This is a genomic window from Methylocystis sp. ATCC 49242, from assembly GCF_000188155.2.
Classification (GTDB): Bacteria; Pseudomonadota; Alphaproteobacteria; order Rhizobiales; family Beijerinckiaceae; genus Methylocystis.
The window spans coordinates 4,061,336-4,078,054 of record NZ_KE124774.1; the positions used below are offsets into that span (position 1 = coordinate 4,061,336).

Genomic DNA, 16,719 nt, shown 5'->3' on the forward strand with positions numbered 1-16,719 from the left:
CATACACGAATTTGCGCGCGCTTCAGATGCCGCTCGATTTCGATGAGAAATTGAAGGCTTCGACCAGCATCGGCGGCGCGGCCGCCGCCCCGCCGCCGCCCGCCGCCCGCCACGTGCGCTCGGTTTTTCCGAGCGCCGCGATGCGCGCGAAGAGCTCGCCCAGCCGCTGGTTGAATCGCATGTTGCGCACGGGCGCGACGATGCGGCCGTTCTCGATGAGGAAATTGCCGTCGCGCGTGAGGCCGGTCACGAGCAGGCTCCTCGGATCGACGATATTGTCGTACCAGATGCGAGTCACCAGCACGCCGCGCTTCACGGAGCGGATCATGTCGTCGATCGAGGCGTCGCCGCCCTCGATGATGAAGTTGCGTCCGAAAGGAATGGCTTCGGCGTCTGTTTTCTGCGCCCATGCGCGCGAACGATAGAGCGTCTTCAGCACGCCCTTGTCGACAAAGGCGCGGGCGCGATGCGGCACGCCCTCCCAGCCGACGCCGCATTCGGGCGCGAGCGGATCGGCGGGGTCGATGCGGATCGTAAGCTTTTCGTCGAAGAGCCTTTCGCCGACGAGCGTGCCGCCGCCGGGACGCGAATAGAAACTGCGACCTTCATCGGCTGCGCGCGCGTCCATCGCGCTCATCACCCAGAAGGCGAGTTCGGCGGCGGCGACGGGCTCGAGGATGACGGTGTAGGCGCCGGGCTCGAGATCGACGGGCTCGATGTCTTGCGCGGCCTTGTCGCAGGCGCGGCGCGCGATTTCTTCGGCGTCGAGATTTTGTGCGAAGAATTCATGCGCGCCCGCCCAGCCGGACCAGCTGTCGGCGCGGTTGCGGGCGGTTGCGGAAAGATCGATCTCGCTCCTGCGCTCATAGGCGAATAGTCCGGCGCTCGTCGCCAGCGCCTCGAAGCGCCTCGCGCTCGACGCGCAGCCGAATGTGTCGACGCCTGCGCGCGCGCCTTCCTCGATCACGCGCGCCGCCTGCGCCGCCAGCGCGTCGAGACGCATCGCCCCCGCCGCGTCGTCGTAGCGGGCGGACGCCTCATATTCCTGCGGGCCGAGCGGCGCTACATAGTCGGGATCGACCGGCAGCATGCGCGCGATTTCCTCCGAACGCGCGCGCGCAGATTCGAGCGCGTCGTCGTCGAGGCTCGCCGTCGTCACCGAGCCGATGCGCCCGCCGACATGCGAGGAAATTCGCACGCTCGCTTCAGAGGTTGTGATGTTGGTCGTGGCGCCGCCGCGCGCGAAGCGCAGGCTATGGTCCTCGCCGCCGTCGATCTTCACGACGCAGGCGTCGGCGCCCGAGCGCGAGATAATCTTTTCGGCGATGGCTTTGGCGTCGTCGGCGGAGAGGAACATGCGTCAGGCGTCGCTGCTCGTATTCAGCACGCGCACATTGCGGAAACGCGCGAGCGGGGTGCCGTGCGAGACGGGCGCGACCTGCACCGGCTCCGCCTTGCCGCAGGTGAATGTGCCGTCGAGATGATAGGTGCTCGCGTCGCCCAGACCGTCGAGCGAATTCCAGAATTGCGTCGTCCGCCCCTGATAGGCGGCGTCGCGCAGCATCTCGCCGAGTTTGCCGTTTTTGATCTCGTAAAAAAGCTGGCCGCCGAACTGGAAATTGTCGCGCTGCTGGTCGATGCTCCAGCTGCCGGCGCCGACGACGTAAATTCCGTTCTCGATCCCGCTCACGAGATCGTCGAGCGAGCATTTATCGGGATTGGGCTTCAGTGAGATATTCGGCATGCGCTGGATCGGGAAAGCCGTGGGGCTGTCGGCATAGGCGCAGCCATTGGAGGCCGAAAGACCGATGAGATGCGCCTGTCCCAGCGCCATCTGGAAATTGCGGAATACGCCCTTTTCGACGATCGCGAATTCCGAGAGTTCCGCCGGCGCGCCGTCGTCGTCATAGCCTATGGTCGAGAGAGCGCCGTGCTGCGAGCGGTCGGCGACAATGGTCATCAGCTCCGAGCCGAAGCGCAGATTGTTCAGCATCGCGGGTTTCACGAAAGTCGTGCCCGCGAAATTCGCCTCCCAGCCGAGGGCGCGGTCGAGCTCGGTCGAATGGCCGACGGTCTCGTGGATCGTCAGCCAGAGATTGGTCGGGTCGATGATGATGTCGCAATCGCCCGCCGTCACGGGTTTGGCGGTGAGCTTCGCGCGCGCTTCCTCGCCCGCGCGGGCGGCTTCCGCGACGAGGCCGGCGCCGAGCACATATTCCCAGCCGGCGCCGCGCGCGGGCGTCAGGCTGTCGCGCGTCGCCATGCGGCCGAGACCGCGGTCGATGGCGGTGGCCGTAAAGGTCGGATGCACGCGGGTGCGCGTCTGAAGAATGCGGGCGCCATGGCTGTTGGCGAACATGCGCTCCTCGCGCGCCGCCGACAGCGAGGCCGAGCAGAAATCGGCGCCGTTGTCGCGCGCCGCGGCGCAGATCGCGAGCAGCAGATCGGACTTCTCGCGCGACGAGACGGCGAAAGGATCGGCGCCCATTGGCATGATCCACTCCGCCTCATGCGCCGGAAGCTGTTCGAGCGCGACCGGCTGCGCCTGTATCGGGCGCACGGCGCGGGCGTTGTCGAGCGCCCGTTGAACCCCCTCACGCACGCTCGCCGCGTCGAGCCGCCGCGCGCCATAGAAGCCCCAGCTCCCGTCGAGCAGCACGCGAACGCCGAAGCCGCGCGAGGCACGCTCGTCATATTGCTCCAGCCGGTCGTCCTTGGCGTAGGCGTATTCGCGTTTCGTCTCGCCGAGGCGAATGTCGGCATAGCTCGCCCCACCGCGCTTCGCCGCCTCCAGAGCAAGGTCGGCAAGATCGTCGAGCATCGCGCGGTCGAGCGCGAAGCGGCTCTCGCCGACGGCGGTCTGGCGCTCCGGCGCGTCGCGCATGGGCGCAAATATCGACGCCACGGTCGTTTCTCCTGCGATTCAAACCGTCATGTTGATCGTTTTGGTTGTAGTTGGCAAATCGGGCGCCAATCCGCACAATGCAAGGGCCTCGCTCATATGATCCGGCGGCGGCGCCTCTGCTCGCACCGGCTCCTTGCTGTCCTGCATGGGAATGGTGATCGCCCGTGCATGGAGATGCAGCGGCGGCGCGCCTTCGCGCCTGCCGTGGCCATAAATGGGATCGCCGAGGATCGGCCAGCCCATCGCCTGCGCATGGACGCGAATCTGGTGCGTGCGGCCGGTGTGCGGCGTGAACTCGACGAAGGCCAGACTGGCGTCGGGGCTCCGCCCCAGCACCCGCCAGCTCGTGCGCGACGGGAGGCCCAGCGGGTCGGGCCGCATCCACCAGCCGCGGGCGGCGTCGAGCCGGCCCAGCGCGAGGTCGATCTCGCCTTCCTCCGCCTCCGGCGCGCCTTCGACGACGGCCCAATAGGTCTTGGAGATGCGCCCGGATTTGAACAGTTTACCGAGGCGGTCCAGCGCCTTGCGATGGCGGCCGAGCACCAGGCAGCCGGATGTGTCCTTGTCGAGCCGGTGGGCGAGGGCCGGGGCGCGGGGCAGGCCGAAGCGCAGCTCGTCGAAGGCGTCCTCGAGACTCGGGCCGCCCTTGGGGCCGCGATGCACGGGAACGCCCGCGGGCTTGTCGATGATAAGCATCAGCCCGTCGCGATGCAGAAGGCGGGAGAGCAGGTTCATGGCGCGCTTATAGCAGGCGGCGCCTATTTGCGGTGAGTTTCATCCGCGCTGAGCGACATGGCGCGGCCGATGAAAGCGCCGTATTTGTGATAGTATTCGTCGGTCAGATGCACGCCGTCCAGCGTGTAATATTCTTCGTGACCCTCGAATTTGTCGATGAAATTGTCGAATTCGATCACGTGTAGCTCGGGGTGGTCCCGCCACAGGGCCACTCTGTACAAGTCGTTGATCTGATAATCGCAGCCGTCGTAGAAGCAGCGCAATATCGTTCGCTTGATCAGACTGTAGAGGTTCGGCGGTTTGAAATAGCGCTCGTTGACGCGAGGGATCGAAATGACTTCGACGTCGCCCGCGTCCGAAAAATACTCGACGAGCTTCTTGGTGTATTCCACATAGGTCGATGCGCCGACGTGCTGGATTTCATCGTTCACGCCATTCATGATGATGACCTTGTCCAGCTTTTTCCCGTTAGCGATGCTTTCAATTTTCTCCTTCGGAAATTTCTCGCGCAGCTCCGTATACAGAAGCCTAGAGTTACGGCCATTGAAGCCGATGCTGCAGGTCTGCACGCCTCTTCCCCCGAGGCGTTCCGACACGGCTTTCGGAAGTTCCGGCAAAAGCTTGCCTCCCGACGCCCATGACTCGCCCACCACGAGGATTCTGTAATCTGGAGCGTGACCGTCGACGATGGCGCAACCGATGGACGGTTCGTCGGTGCGTTTCAGCGTCAGAAGCGTCAGGCCGCCCGTCACCATCAGGATGAAAGCGGCCCGATGAACGCCGGGAAGGAGCACCGCCAGCCCTTGCCTGATTGCCAACGCTGCGTAGCCGATCATCCCGCCGACCCGCGCGCCTGAGCGCGGCCTCATTGCTTGCGACGGGCGTTGGCTTATCAGCTTTGCAACGCCGCGGCTATGGCCGGGCGTGTCGCTTCCTGTCTGCGGCGAACCGGGCGCAACATGCGCCCGGCGATCAACGCAAAGTCCGTTCAGGCGACGAGCGGCTGCAGCGCCCCCGCCGGCTCGGCGACGATCCGCCGGCTGGCGACCCAGGCGGCTCGAAGCCTGTTGATCGGACGGTCGAACAGCAGCCAGATCACGAAGGACGCCGCGAGGATCACCGCCAGCGCCTCGGAGCAAAGGAGGAGACGATTCGCATAGGAGCCTGCGCCCGTCCCCAGCGCGCCGATGACGGACCAGTGCAGCAGGTAGAAGATGTAGGACAATTCACCGAACATCCGGTCCGTCGCGCCGCTTTTCTGCCGCGTCGTGTAGAGCGCCCAGGGCGTCATCATCAGCGCGATGAGCATGTTGGTCTTGGGGCCGAAAGCGAGCAGGGCCTCGCCATTCGACCCGCCGAGCACGATGTTCTTGACGAGGATCACGCTGCACACGAGCAGCAGCGCCAGCGTCCCGAAAAGCGACCCATAGGCCAAACGGGAGCTCGGATTCAGATCGTGGCTGGCCGAAGCGACGCCAATGCCGAAGAAATAGAGAAACGGGGCCACCGTGGCGGCGCCGCCGAGCCAGGGCGAGAAGAATGAAACCAGCACGCAGGCAAACAGCAGAAAGATATTCTTCGAGACCAGAAAGACGACCAGCGGAGCGATCAGATAGAACTGCATCTCCATGTCCAGCGACCAGCCCGGCAAATTGGCCTGGTAGGGAAGGGAATTATAGCCCAGGATCATGATGTTGGAAAAAAACTGATGCAGCAGGCCGCCCACGTCCTCCGGCGCGCCGCCGCGCCAGAAAAGGAGCGCCCAGGTGATCGCCGAGCACAAGGCGAAGACCGGCGCGACGCGCCAGACGCGCGACACGAGATAGGTGAAATAGGCGGCCGTCGTTTTCGAATAGGTCCGCGTCCACATCGTGGCGACCCAATAGCCGCTGAGGACGAAGAAGATCAGCACCGCGGACATGCCGAGGTTGAAACTCGACGTGTGATGAAGGAAAACCGCGAAGGCCAGCGCCATCCTCAGCGCGCCCGGCGAAGCCAATTTGTCCGATCCGACCGACATGGTCACTCCACTGCTGCGCCGGAAAAGCCTCTGGCGGGCGGAATCGACCTTACGCCCTCGCGAGCGGGGAACGCTGTGGCAAGAGGTCGCGAACGGGGCGGAAGCCTGCGGCGCGTGGTCGCGGGCGCCGCGTCATCGAATGTCCAGATCGAGGTGAAAAACGAGGGTTGCCGACGCTTCTTTCGTCGCTTGACCCGACAAGGATGCTCAAATCCAATCAAGCATGGGGCGCGATCGCGACTCGATTCGACGTCGGGGAGCGCCGAAGTAAGGAGGCCTATATGTCCGTTCGATATCCGGGGATCGTCAATTGGCGGAGCTGCGTCGCCATAGCCGCTTGCTTCGTTTCGCTTTTCACGTTCCAGGGCGCGTCTCGGGCGCAGGAGCCATACGCGAGCGGCGAGGGATATCGCGCGGTGCGACAGTCATTGCTCGCGAAAGGCTGGACGCCCGTTTCGAGCTATGGATTGAAGACCGCCTCCGGCAAATCGCTTTATCGCTATCCCGAAGTCGTTTGCGGGCCCACGCTCTGCAACGCCAAATGGCGGGATGGCGGCGGCGAGGAAAGGCTGATTTCGCTGGTGCGCGGGCAAGGCGATGAAGACCATCGCGTCGCGCCGCAGTAGCGTTTCCCCTCGGACCTGCGTCGCCATGCGGCCATCCGGTCGAAGCTGACTCTTTATAAAGGAAACGCATGTCGATCACGTCTCCCACTCCCAAGCTGCGCGTGGAAACCGCCTTCGGCGTCGCGCGCCTTTTCATCGACAACGCCGCCAAGCGCAACGCTTTCGATTTCGACATGTGGCGCGCCCTGCCGCCGCTGATGAAAGCGATCGAGGACGAGCCGGAAGCGCGCGTGCTCGTTATCAGCGGCGCGCCGGGCCTCTCTTTCTGCTCTGGCGCCGATATTTCGGAATTCTCGACCATGCGGGCGACGAGCGACGGGGGACGCGCCTATGAAGCCGCCAATGTCGAGGCTTTCGACGCGATCTCCAATCTCTCCAAGCCGACCATCGCCGCCATATCGGGCTTCTGCATGGGGGGCGGCATGGGGCTCGCTGCGGCCTGCGATCTGCGCGTAGCGCAGGAAGGCGCGGTCTTCTCCATCCCCGCGGCGAAACTCGGCGTCGGCTATCCGCCGTCGGCGATGAGATATGTGGTGGCGGCGGTCGGGCCGCAGCTCGCCTTCGATCTTTTCTTCACGGCGCGGCGTCTCTCTGCGCGGGAGGCGCGCGACGCGGGATTCCTTGTCCGGCTCATGGAGCAGGAGAGTTTTATCGGCGCCGTGCATGAACTCGCCGAGTCGATCGCCGACAATGCGCCCCTGACGCTGAAGGCCGCCAAGGCCGCTATTCGCGCCGCGGCCGCGCTTCCGGGCGCGCTGTCGCCCGAGGGCTGCGAGGCGCTCGCCGCCGCCTGTTTCGACAGTGCGGATTATGATGAAGGCCGCGCCGCCTTTCTCGACAAGCGCTCGCCGAAATTCAGGGGAAGCTGAGACTTCGGCCAGCCGGGCGCCGTGCGCGCATCCTGTCAGGCCGGGAAGCGTCAGATCCCTTCCGGCGCGGCCGGCCCGCGCGGGTCGACGACAACGAGCAGATCGCGCCTCGACATCGCGAGGAGATGATTGGTCTTGCTGCCGAGGAGCAGCTCCTCGCTGAGGTGTGTTCCGTGCTTGCCCACAATGATAAGGTCGCATCCGAGGTTCTCCTCATATCTGAGGAGCTGCCGCGTCGGATCTCCCTGAATGACCACGGTGGAGCATTGAGCCGGCGTGAGCCCCTGTCCCCTCATCAAGCTCTCGAGTTTCTGTCCGGCCTGGCGTTTCGCCTCCATTTCATAGGAGGCGATCTTCCAGTCGTCGACTCCGGCGAGCCGCAACATTCCCTCGAACGGAGCGTCGAAGATATGAATGAGTGTCAGCGACGCCTCCGGCGCGATGTCGCGAGCGAGAGCGACGGCGGATTCTGACGCGGGCGAAAAATCGACCGCCACGAGGACGCGGCGGTAGGGCTCGCGCGGCTTGTTCCTGACAATGAGCACCGGTCCCCGGCTTTCGCGCAACAGGGCGGACGCCGTCGATCCCGGTACGAGACGATCGAAAAATCCGCCTCCATGCGCGCCGATCACGAGCAGATCGCCGCCCGCAGACGACAAAAAGTCGGGTATCGCGACGGAGGCGGGGCCGCTCTCGACTCGCAGTTCAGCATGAACGCCCTCCGGATGCGGCAGGGCGCAGATGAACTCGCGCAGCCGGTTGCGTTCCACAGCTGCGAGTTTTTCGCCAAGATCGGGATTTTCGGCAAAGAGCGCCTGAAACAGGGATAAGGCGTCGAGTTCTACCGCATGCAGAATCGTGTAGCGCGCGGACCACTGGCTCGCGATCATGAAGCCTCTCTCGACCGCCTCGGCGGAATGCTGCGAGAAATCCGTCGCCGCGACAATGTGCTTTTTCTGCGACATGCGTCTCCTCAAAAAAACGGGCGCGGTTGTCTGAATTTTTCCGAAGCCCTCCGTTTTCGAAAAAGGATCGGCCTGCGATCTATCGACTCCTTCTGCATATGGCGACCGGATCCGGGCGGGGCCAGCGGTGAACGGCGCTCGCATCAGATTCGAAGATGCGCCAGCGCGGGCAGAGAGGCGACATGGAGCGCGGCGAAGAAGAAGCTTGCGGTTCGCGATTCGCGCCTGTCGATAGGCAAGACCGGTCCGTCGGGCGCGGCGATCGCGCTTCTCCCTTCCACTGCCGCCGTCACGCCAATGGCAAGTTCAGGAAAGCTCGTCACAGTGGCGACGCTTCTGGCGCCGACGACGATCGGTTGATTTTCAGGATCCCGGCGCCGCGAAGCGCCATTTCGGCGCCGGGGAGGATGACCAGCAGACCACCAATGAAACAGACGGCCGGATCAAACACCATTCGACCGCGCCGGTTGCGCGCGCCCCCGCGACGCCTGCGGTCAAATAACGTAATCGAAGGAATCATAGGCCAGCCCGCGCAGGATCTGGTCCATGTCGCGCGCCGGCTGCGCCGAGGGCTCGACGCCGACGACTTTCGCCGGCACGCCGGCGACGATGGAGTTCGGCGGGATCGCCGCCAGCACGACCGAACCGGCCGCGATGCGCGAACAGGCGCCTATTTCGATATTGCCGAGAATTTTCGAGCCCGCGCCGATCATCACGCCGCGCCGCACCTTGGGGTGGCGGTCGCCCGCCGCCTTGCCCGTGCCGCCGAGCGTCACGCTGTGCAGGATCGAGACGTCGTCCTCCACCACCGCCGTCTCCCCGACGACGAAGCCCGTGGCGTGATCGAGGAAAATACCCTTTCCGAAACGCGCCGCCGGGTGAATGTCGGCGGCGAGCGCGTCGGAGGTTCGGCTCTGGATGTAGAAGGCGAAGTCGCGCTTTCCCGCGCCCCAGAGCGCGTGGGCCAGCCGGGAGGCCTGGATTGCGTGGAACCCCTTGTAATAGAGCAGGGGCTCGATCAGCCGCCGGCAGGCCGGGTCGCGCTCCACATAGGCCGCGGCGTCGGCGCGGAAGGCCTCGCCGATCGACGGGTCGCTTTCCAGCGCCTCGAGAAAAGCGTCGGCGATCGCCGCCACGTCGAGAGCCGAGGCGCCGAGCCGCCCGCTCACGCGATGAATGACCGCTTCCTCGAAACAGTGACGGCTCAGCAATTCGCCCATGAAGAGCGGCGTCAGCGCGGGGTCGAGGCGGAGCGCTTCCTCCGCCTCTGCGCGCATATGCGCCCACATCGCATCCTCGCCCTTCGCGCAGAGGGCGCTCAGATCCTCGGGACGCGGGGCGGAATCCATCGCTAGAACTTCACTTGCGGCGCTGTCTGCGCGGCTTCATTGGCGGTGAACTCCGCCATGGGTTTCGTGCCGGAGAAGAAGGTTTTGGCCCACAGAAGCGTCGGGAAGGTGCGCAGCGACGTGTTGAACTCCCGCACCGCCTCAATGTAATCGCGCCGCGCGACATTTATGCGGTTCTCGGTGCCCTCGAGTTGCGATTGCAGCGCGAGGAAGTTCTGGTTCGACTTGAGGTCGGGATAGGCTTCGCTGATCACCATCAGCCGCCCGAGCGCGCCGGTGAGCTGCGCCTGAGCCTCCTGAAACTGTTTCATTTTCTCGGGGTCGGTCAGCGTCGAGGCGTCGACCTTCACCGAGGTCGCCTTGGCGCGCGCCTCGACGACGGAGGTGAGCACGTCCTTTTCCTGCTTGGCGTATCCCTGCACGGTGGCGACGAGATTGGGAATGAGATCAGCGCGGCGCTGATATTGCGACTGCACGTCCGACCATTTCGCCTTGGCGTTCTCTTCCAGCGTGGGAATGGTGTTGTAGCCGCAGCCCGAGAGCGAAAGTCCGGCAACGATCGCGACGGCGAGTGCGCGCCAGCGGGTCATGAGGCTCATATGCATCTCCATATATAGGCCTGCGCGAAGGGCGCGCCGGGCAAAGGTCCAACGAGCGCAAACTTAAGGCCTCCACAACCCCAAGGAAAGGGCGCGCACTGGCCGGTCTGTCGCTTCGCGCGGATATATCGCAACGCGGCACGCGTTTGGATTAGAATGGGGCGACGCAAGGGAAGCGAAGCTATGGCCATCGACGAAATCATCGGCAATTTCGAGCTGCTCGAAGAGTGGGAGGACCGCTACCGCTATCTGATCGAACTGGGCCGCACGCTGGAGCCGCTGCCCAAGGACGCCTACACCGACGAAAACAAGGTGCGCGGCTGCGCAAGCCAGGTGTGGCTGGAGACGACGCGCGGGCAGGACGCCGCCGGCGCGCCGATCCTGACCTTTCGCGGCGACAGCGACGCCCATATCGTGCGCGGGCTCGTGGCGCTCGTGCTGGCGCTTTATTCCGGGCGCGGGGCGCAAGAGATTGTCGACACCGACGCCATGCCGCTCTTCAGGGAGCTCGGCCTCGCCGAGCATCTGACGCCGCAGCGCGCCAACGGCCTGCGCTCCATGGTAGAGCGGATCAAGAAGGAGGCGCGCGACGCGCTGGCGGCTTGACTGCCCGCCTGTCCCTCCCCCGCCGACGCGGGAGAGGGGAAGGGCGGGGCGATTCACAGAGCCGGCCGGTAATCCTCCGCTCCCCAATGCAGGACACCGCGCGCCCGCGCCGGCCCTGTCGCCTCGCTGGCGATCCCATAGTGCCGGGCGAGCCGGTCCAGCGCGATGCGCAGCACCAACTTGCCCGAGCGCGCCGGCCAGCCGCGTTCGCTCTCCACCAGCTCGAGCCCCTTCAGATAGCCGCAGACGTCGGTGAGCAGTCCGGCGAGCTCCGGCCCCACGGCGTCACAGGCGCTGGAGAGACGCTTTCGGGCGTCCATGGCGATCTCCGTCACAGCTACGCCGGCGTCGGAGCCGCGGCGGGATGAGGCGATCGAGGCCTCCCAATTGGCGGTGACGCGCTGAAGGATCTGCGCCTGCTCCACATCGCGACGGAAGCGCTCGCCGGCCTCGACCTGCGCGGGTTGGAGAAACGGCCGACCATCGCGGCCCTTGCGCCGCGCGAGCCAGGCGAGTGGGCTCTCGGCCTCGTTGACAAGCGTCGGCCGCGCGCCTTTCTCCAATGGTCGCGCGACATAGAGGCTGTGCTGGGCGCGGAAAGGGTCCGTCGTCGAGTCGGCTGGCGCCTCCAGACGGCGCAAATGGGCGCGTCCTGCCCCGGTGATGCGCAGGCGACGCGTCGCCCCCTCGCGCTCCCATTCCACGAGTCCCTCCGCGATGGCGGCGGCGCCGGTCGAGGCCGGCAGCCTGGCGCGCACGACCGTCACGCCATTCCTTGCCGCGAGCACGACAATCGTGTCGTCCTGCAGATCGCTTGCCGCCGCGCGGGCGCCCGCCTCGCTCAGCGCTTCCAGAAGACGGCGCAGGGCGCGAGCCGCGGCGTCGTCGACTTTTGATTTCTTGCGTGAATTCTTCGTCATTGCGCGGCTCCTTCGGCGATGAGCGCCAAAATCATGTCCCGTTGGGCCGCGATGGCGGCCTGCAGTCGCGCGGCGCAATGATCGAAGCGCGGATCGTCGCGCATGGTCTCGATGCGCGCCAGGGCGTTGCGCACGGTGGCGCGGTCGCGCGCAAAGAGGCGGGCGCAGGCCGAGACGCTCGCGCCCAGCGCGAAATGATGAAGATAGACGGCGAGCTGGCGCGCCCGCGCCACCGTCGGGCGGCTTCGGGTGGGAGCGGCGAGCATTGCGGCCGGCACGCCGACGGCGGCCGCCGCCGTGCCGGCGCTCAAGCCGGCTATGGCGCCGGGACAGGGGACGGAAACTGAAATTGCGGAAGCCATCGGGAAAAACTCCAGCCAAGATCGATGCGCCGAGCTTATGGCGGAAAAAAATCCTATTCAAGAGGTAATAAAACTTATCACCAGTCAGAAAAAGGAGTTCATTCTTGGCGCGCTGGAGGAGAAACCATGTCCGACACCCTGCATCGCACCACCGCCCGCGCCAAGATCCGCGCCTTCGAGCGCCTGAAAGCCGCCGCCGGCGGCGCGGTCGATTCCGCACTGACCGCCAGTCTCGCGGGATATGACCGAAGAGAGGCGCTTGCGCGCTTTCATCGTCTGCCGATCGAAACCATTCTGAGTGAGACGCCGGAGGCCGCTCGCGAGGTGCTCCGCGAGATCGAGCGCGCCATGCGCGTCGAGCGGGCCCGCAAGGGGCATTGGAGCTACGACCTCAATCGGCACATCGCGCTGCTCGTCGCGCATCGCGCCGAAACCCGGCGGCTGGCGCGACTTCTCGGCGAAACAGGCGCCCGGCGCAACGGGGACGCTTTTCACGACGCCCGGCATTGCTTAAATTCCGGAGTCTCTTCAGCCGACGCCAAAGGCAAATGATGCTGCTCGAAAGAATATTGGCTCTCCTGACCGCCGCAATCGTGGCGGTCTGTCTCGGCGTCGGTCTCATGATGATGGCTTTCGGCCCCTCGAAGCCGAACGGCGCGGGAGTGCTGTCGTCGATCATGAGTCCGCCGGCGCTCGACAAGGGCGCCGCGCGGCAGGCGATCGAGACCCTGATTGCGGCTGCGCCGGACTATGCCCGCTATTTCGCGCGTATGCGCGAGACCTTCACAAGCGACTACGAGGCTGCGCTCAATGAATTTTCGACGCGGTTGTCGGAGACGAAGCAGGAGCAAAGCGTCGACTATTACCTCTCCGAGGCGGTTCGGCGCCTGCGTCAGTCGCGCGGCGTTCTGGCCGCCAAGGCCGAGCCGGAGCAGATGTCCAATGTCTTTGCGCGGCAGCTCGAAGTGCTGCAGGCGGTGGCGCAGGAAGACAAGAAAATGTGCGTCGCATTTCTTTACGGCGCGACCAATCTCGACTTCCAGCATTTCGCGTCCACGCGCCGCGCGCTCGTCACCGATATGGCGCTCGCCGGTCTGGAGGCGATGGTCAATGGCCAGGCGAAGAAAATCGACCGCGAGCAGCCGACGGAAGCCGACTTCAAACTGCTGGAGACGGCGCTCGCCGACCGCGGTCTGGACAAGGTCGAGATCGACGCGCTGCTCGACGGCAAGATGCCGAATCCGCCGCTCGAGGACGCGAAAATGTGTGGCGCGGGGCAGACATATCTGGAGGTTCTGCGCACCCTTCCTGAACCCGCACGTATGCGCATTTACGGCCTTGCGCTGGAACTGATGGCGCGGTCGTAATGCAAGCGGAGTCCCGGGTCGGCGGCGAAAGAAACGCATAAGGCGAAGCACTGTTTTATTGCGCGTCTCATTGTTCCGCGGCCCGCCGACCCGCCGCTGACGGCGCAGCGGGCTAAAGCCAATGCGGCGAGATCGATACCGCGCGCGGCGCCCGCTCGCGCCGCCAACATTGGCGTCTTTCGAGACCACTCTCGTTCGTCGACGAGATTTCCAATCCGGCTCAGAACAATTTCATAACGTTCCCAGACGTCGCTTTTGGCTTAAAGCCAAAAGCGACGTCTGGTCCCTCTCGATCCAGTCGTCCGATGAATGGAGGTTCCGACCAGTTCTTTCAGCAATTCGGCGACCTTTGAACTTGCATAGTATTTTATGGGCGCGTCGAGGCGCAGGCTTTTCGGCTTTCTCCGACCCGTCCTCTTGCCGACCAGCCCTTCGGCCTTGGCGACAGCCTGTTTAATGGCCTCGGCGAGAGTCCTGGCGTCGACCCGATCGAGGGAAATAATGTCATCGAATCGTTGCAAAAGATCTTTCGTCCCGTATCTGTTCGTGATCGTCACCAAGCCTGCTTCCGCCATTTCGAGCGGCGGATAGCTGGGGTGAGGCGACAGCATCAAGGAAATTCCCACGACGCCCCTATTCAGGTAATCGGCGTAGGTTTCGAGACTGACCTTCCCCTTTACTGAGATATTTTGCACGGGCTCGGTCAGAGCCCTGTCGAATTCCTCGCCAAGACAGATGATTTCCCAAGCTCGCGCAGATACCGGGTCATGCTGCTGCCACTGCTTGAGCGCCTCGCAAATCAATTCGAAGGCGTTTCTGAGGGCGTGGGGCCGCGCATAGACGAGAATGAGTCGTTCCCGAGGCTCGGGCGCGAGGCATTTCGATATTGTACCGTTTATTGCATAGGGATAACAAAAACTATGCAGGAAATCATATTTACCGATGATTTCAAGATACAACTCCTCGGAATTTATAATGGCTATCGTATCCGGTCCGTGGCGATAAGTAGATTCAGCGAGCGCCCACTTCGTGCTCCAACCGTAAAAGTAGGGCTCGTCGTCCTGGAGAAGATATATGAAGGGAAGCTTTTTTTGAAAAAACAGTTTTTGATCGCGCAAGAGATCAATAGCATGACATGCTGTCCACCATGCGGTCGCCACGAATATGTCATTGGCGCGCAGGTTGAGACGCCCGTTCCGCCGCGTGCCAGCGCCGACGATTTCGGCGACGCCGTCGTCCTCCGACTGAAAGAAAATACATTGTCTGCGCATAATCGCTGAATCTGCTCAGTGCTTCGCTGGAAATATGGCTGTCCGTAACGATGATTCGACGATCGAAGGCCCCCGCCAGGTTCGATGATATTTCTTCGAAAATCCTGATCGCCGTCGATAATCCACCGTAAGCGTCCCCGGGGTTGATGGAAGGGATCAACAAATTTATCCGCGGCCTGTTGTTTCGCGACGGATAGGACAGGATCGAACGCGTCTCCGGCATGCCGAAACGCTCATAGCATTGCGCCGCATCTGCGCGGGCGAGACAGGGCTGAAATACGCGAAGTCGATGTCTCAATAGGTCAGCAGGCTCCGTTACCTTCAGAACTGTGTCCGGCAAGGGATAGAGATCTCGCCTGGCGACCTTGAACCATTCATATCCCTTGGACTCTGCGACCATCAGCAACGTCCGCTCGATTGCATGGGCGAGAGTGCCATCGATCTGGCCCGCCTCTTCAGGAAAATCGGAAAACTGGAGATCCAGGTCGAGCAAGGGACGAATGGCGTCCGTCCGGCCCCAGAACATGGAGCCTGACGGAAATTCCAGCACAAGATCCTTGTTGAGCTGGACGCCGACGCGCGCGAGAAGGTTCCTTGCCAAGTCATAGTCAAAACCCCAGTTCAGCATGCGCCGCACCTCGAAAAAGTGCTGGGGAAACACGACGCCAATTTTTGGATCGTTGAACAGCGAGAGGACTGACCGGGCAATGTCCCCGGTTCCAAATAGTGTATTCAGTAAGTAGTCCCTCCAATGATACAGCAGATCGCCCGCGTGCGGGGACCGCTTCGTATGAACATGTAAAAATATGTCGTGTTTTGCAAATACATCGCGAAACCCGACAATCATGGGAGCAATGTCCCGGCCCCTGTTTTCCATAATTCGGACGTCAGTCGAGCCCTTGGACCAATTTCTTACTACCTTGCCTATTATTTCCGCCTTTTCAGCCGAGTCCGTGGAAATGTACAAATCGACAGCGCATGGAATATTTTCCAGATATCCGAGAATGTGCTCGAGTAGGTCGGGGTAAAACGCATGAACGATTGCCGCAACGGGCTTGTCCATGTTTATGTCGGGAGCATAGTGAAATGGAACTTCCAGCGCGAAATCGTGATCATTGATCGGTCGACGCGCCGGAACGACGTCCGGAATCGGGCCGGGGTCGCTCAGCGCATAAGTATAGGTGTAGTCAGGCGTCGGCGGCGTCGCGTCTCGTCCTTCCGCTCTGCCGAATTTTACATAGTGTACGAGAGGCTCATATCCTTCGTCGAGCACATCTTCATATCGCCTGCAATACCATTCAGCGTCGAATCCGGGACCGGGGCTTCGAAACTCGGCGCTGCCCGATGAAATGAAATGGCCCCGTGGATCCATGCCGGCGCTTCTGACGTCGGGATATCTATTCAAATACCATTCGGCGTCGAACAGACCGCTTTCATCGAGTAGAGTCGCCGAAATCTGTTTCTCGAAGAGAGTCGCGTAGAGTGGGGCGCCCTGATGCACGCGTGTGCCAGCATGTAATTTCCAGGTTTCCGATTCAGGCAAAGGCTCGATCCTGCGCCCTTCGCGCCTGCCTGATTTCAGATAATGAATAAGGGGATTTTGTCCTGACGCTCTCACGTCTTCATACGACTGCAGATATTTCCGCATGTCGAAGTTTGGGCTGGGATGATAACCTAGACGCCAGCCATTTCGGATGAAATGTTCCAGAGGATCGCCTTGCGCATCTGGGTAGCATGTCGTGTAAAACGTCTCGTCGAACAGCACCGATTTTTTTATCATGTCATAACATGCGATGAATTCGCGCGCGGAGGCAGGCAGAAATTCATTTTCGGCGGCTTTAGTCATCCACGAGCTCTCGTCGACCGGGGGCGAACTCAATCGTCCGCTGGCCTGACCGCCGTTCACATAATCAACGAGCGGATTTTGATTCTGGCGCGCGACGTCCTGGTAGGCGTGCAGGTACCAGATCGTATTGAAATTCAAATTGGGGTTCCTGCCCTCTCGCCATCCTGCCGTCAAATAATGCTGCAAAGGATCTATCTTTGCCTCTCCGACGTCGGGGTATGCATGTGTGTAATAGTCTGTATCAAAGCATCTCTTTAAGCTTTTGGAGCGCTTCCCAAA

General features: G+C 62.8%; 19 protein-coding genes. 5 read left to right on the top strand and 14 right to left on the bottom strand.

Features of this window, described 5'->3' with window-relative positions:
• Positions 1 to 22: 22 nt before the first annotated feature.
• From MET49242_RS21910 to MET49242_RS21930, 5 genes are all read right to left on the bottom strand, one after another.
• A complete protein-coding gene (locus MET49242_RS21910; protein ID WP_036286070.1) occupies positions 23 to 1,357 on the bottom strand; it encodes a TldD/PmbA family protein in 1,335 nt (444 codons plus the stop codon).
• A 3-nt stretch (positions 1,358 to 1,360) separates the two neighbouring features.
• Positions 1,361 to 2,905, bottom strand: a complete 1,545-nt coding sequence (locus MET49242_RS21915) for a TldD/PmbA family protein (protein ID WP_244430870.1) — start codon at positions 2,903 to 2,905, stop codon at positions 1,361 to 1,363.
• Between the two features lie 18 nt (positions 2,906 to 2,923).
• The gene (locus MET49242_RS21920) at positions 2,924 to 3,640 is read right to left on the bottom strand and encodes an RluA family pseudouridine synthase (protein WP_036286074.1); all 717 of its coding nucleotides are present in this window, start codon (positions 3,638 to 3,640) and stop codon (positions 2,924 to 2,926) included.
• A gap of 23 nt (positions 3,641 to 3,663) precedes the next feature.
• Positions 3,664 to 4,509, bottom strand: coding sequence for an SGNH/GDSL hydrolase family protein (locus MET49242_RS21925; RefSeq protein WP_244430871.1), 846 nt, complete (start codon positions 4,507 to 4,509; stop codon positions 3,664 to 3,666).
• Between the two features lie 119 nt (positions 4,510 to 4,628).
• Positions 4,629 to 5,660, bottom strand: coding sequence for an acyltransferase (locus MET49242_RS21930; RefSeq protein ID WP_036286076.1), 1,032 nt, complete (start codon positions 5,658 to 5,660; stop codon positions 4,629 to 4,631).
• A 281-nt stretch (positions 5,661 to 5,941) separates the two neighbouring features.
• On the opposite strand from MET49242_RS21930, the gene MET49242_RS23650 reads away from it, so the two are divergent.
• Together MET49242_RS23650 and MET49242_RS21940 are read left to right on the top strand one after the other, a co-directional pair.
• Entirely contained in the window at positions 5,942 to 6,286 is a 345-nt protein-coding gene (locus MET49242_RS23650; RefSeq protein ID WP_084679344.1) for a hypothetical protein, read from the top strand.
• 68 nt (positions 6,287 to 6,354) lie between these two features.
• Positions 6,355 to 7,155, top strand: coding sequence for an enoyl-CoA hydratase (locus MET49242_RS21940; RefSeq protein WP_036286078.1), 801 nt, complete (start codon positions 6,355 to 6,357; stop codon positions 7,153 to 7,155).
• A gap of 50 nt (positions 7,156 to 7,205) precedes the next feature.
• Here the strand turns inward: MET49242_RS21940 and MET49242_RS21945 are convergent, their stop codons facing one another.
• The 5 genes from MET49242_RS21945 to MET49242_RS21960 all read right to left on the bottom strand — a co-directional run bounded on the left by MET49242_RS21945 (position 7,206) and on the right by MET49242_RS21960 (position 10,068).
• Positions 7,206 to 8,120: a universal stress protein gene (locus MET49242_RS21945; protein WP_036289171.1), complete on the bottom strand. Its 915-nt coding sequence runs from the start codon at positions 8,118 to 8,120 to the stop codon at positions 7,206 to 7,208.
• A gap of 143 nt (positions 8,121 to 8,263) precedes the next feature.
• Positions 8,264 to 8,443, bottom strand: a complete 180-nt coding sequence (locus tag MET49242_RS21950) for a hypothetical protein (protein ID WP_036286081.1) — start codon at positions 8,441 to 8,443, stop codon at positions 8,264 to 8,266.
• On the bottom strand, positions 8,440 to 8,574 hold the full coding sequence (locus MET49242_RS26430; protein ID WP_256378607.1) for a hypothetical protein: 135 nt from the start codon (positions 8,572 to 8,574) through the stop codon (positions 8,440 to 8,442). The genes MET49242_RS21950 and MET49242_RS26430 overlap by 4 nt, the downstream gene beginning before the upstream one ends.
• Before the next feature lie 40 nt (positions 8,575 to 8,614).
• Complete coding sequence (gene cysE, locus MET49242_RS21955) at positions 8,615 to 9,469, bottom strand: serine O-acetyltransferase (protein ID WP_036286084.1); 855 nt, start codon at positions 9,467 to 9,469, stop codon at positions 8,615 to 8,617.
• Positions 9,470 to 9,471: 2 nt separating this feature from the next.
• Positions 9,472 to 10,068 carry a LemA family protein gene (locus tag MET49242_RS21960; RefSeq protein WP_036289173.1) on the bottom strand — a complete coding sequence of 199 codons (597 nt, stop codon included), beginning with the start codon at positions 10,066 to 10,068 and terminating at the stop codon, positions 9,472 to 9,474.
• 183 nt (positions 10,069 to 10,251) lie between these two features.
• Between MET49242_RS21960 and MET49242_RS21965 the strand changes: the two genes are divergently transcribed.
• On the top strand, positions 10,252 to 10,674 hold the full coding sequence (locus MET49242_RS21965) for a SufE family protein (protein ID WP_036286086.1): 423 nt from the start codon (positions 10,252 to 10,254) through the stop codon (positions 10,672 to 10,674).
• A gap of 53 nt (positions 10,675 to 10,727) precedes the next feature.
• Here the strand turns inward: MET49242_RS21965 and MET49242_RS21970 are convergent, their stop codons facing one another.
• Positions 10,728 to 11,594, bottom strand: a complete 867-nt coding sequence (locus tag MET49242_RS21970; RefSeq protein WP_036286089.1) for a DUF6456 domain-containing protein — start codon at positions 11,592 to 11,594, stop codon at positions 10,728 to 10,730.
• The gene (locus MET49242_RS21975) at positions 11,591 to 11,956 is read right to left on the bottom strand and encodes a helix-turn-helix domain-containing protein (RefSeq protein WP_051134403.1); all 366 of its coding nucleotides are present in this window, start codon (positions 11,954 to 11,956) and stop codon (positions 11,591 to 11,593) included. The genes MET49242_RS21970 and MET49242_RS21975 overlap by 4 nt, the downstream gene beginning before the upstream one ends.
• A gap of 126 nt (positions 11,957 to 12,082) precedes the next feature.
• Between MET49242_RS21975 and MET49242_RS21980 the strand changes: the two genes are divergently transcribed.
• Positions 12,083 to 12,508 (top strand): DUF6477 family protein, encoded by a 426-nt coding sequence (locus MET49242_RS21980; RefSeq protein ID WP_244430872.1) that lies wholly within the window; start codon positions 12,083 to 12,085, stop codon positions 12,506 to 12,508.
• Positions 12,508 to 13,323: a hypothetical protein gene (locus tag MET49242_RS21985; RefSeq protein ID WP_036289179.1), complete on the top strand. Its 816-nt coding sequence runs from the start codon at positions 12,508 to 12,510 to the stop codon at positions 13,321 to 13,323. The genes MET49242_RS21980 and MET49242_RS21985 overlap by 1 nt, the downstream gene beginning before the upstream one ends.
• 260 nt (positions 13,324 to 13,583) lie before the next feature.
• On the opposite strand, the gene MET49242_RS21990 is transcribed toward MET49242_RS21985, so the two are convergent.
• Positions 13,584 to 14,594, bottom strand: a complete 1,011-nt coding sequence (locus MET49242_RS21990) for a hypothetical protein (protein WP_036286091.1) — start codon at positions 14,592 to 14,594, stop codon at positions 13,584 to 13,586.
• Positions 14,491 to 16,578, bottom strand: coding sequence for a rhamnan synthesis F family protein (locus MET49242_RS21995; RefSeq protein ID WP_036286093.1), 2,088 nt, complete (start codon positions 16,576 to 16,578; stop codon positions 14,491 to 14,493). The genes MET49242_RS21990 and MET49242_RS21995 overlap by 104 nt, the downstream gene beginning before the upstream one ends.
• Positions 16,579 to 16,719: the final 141 nt, after the last annotated feature.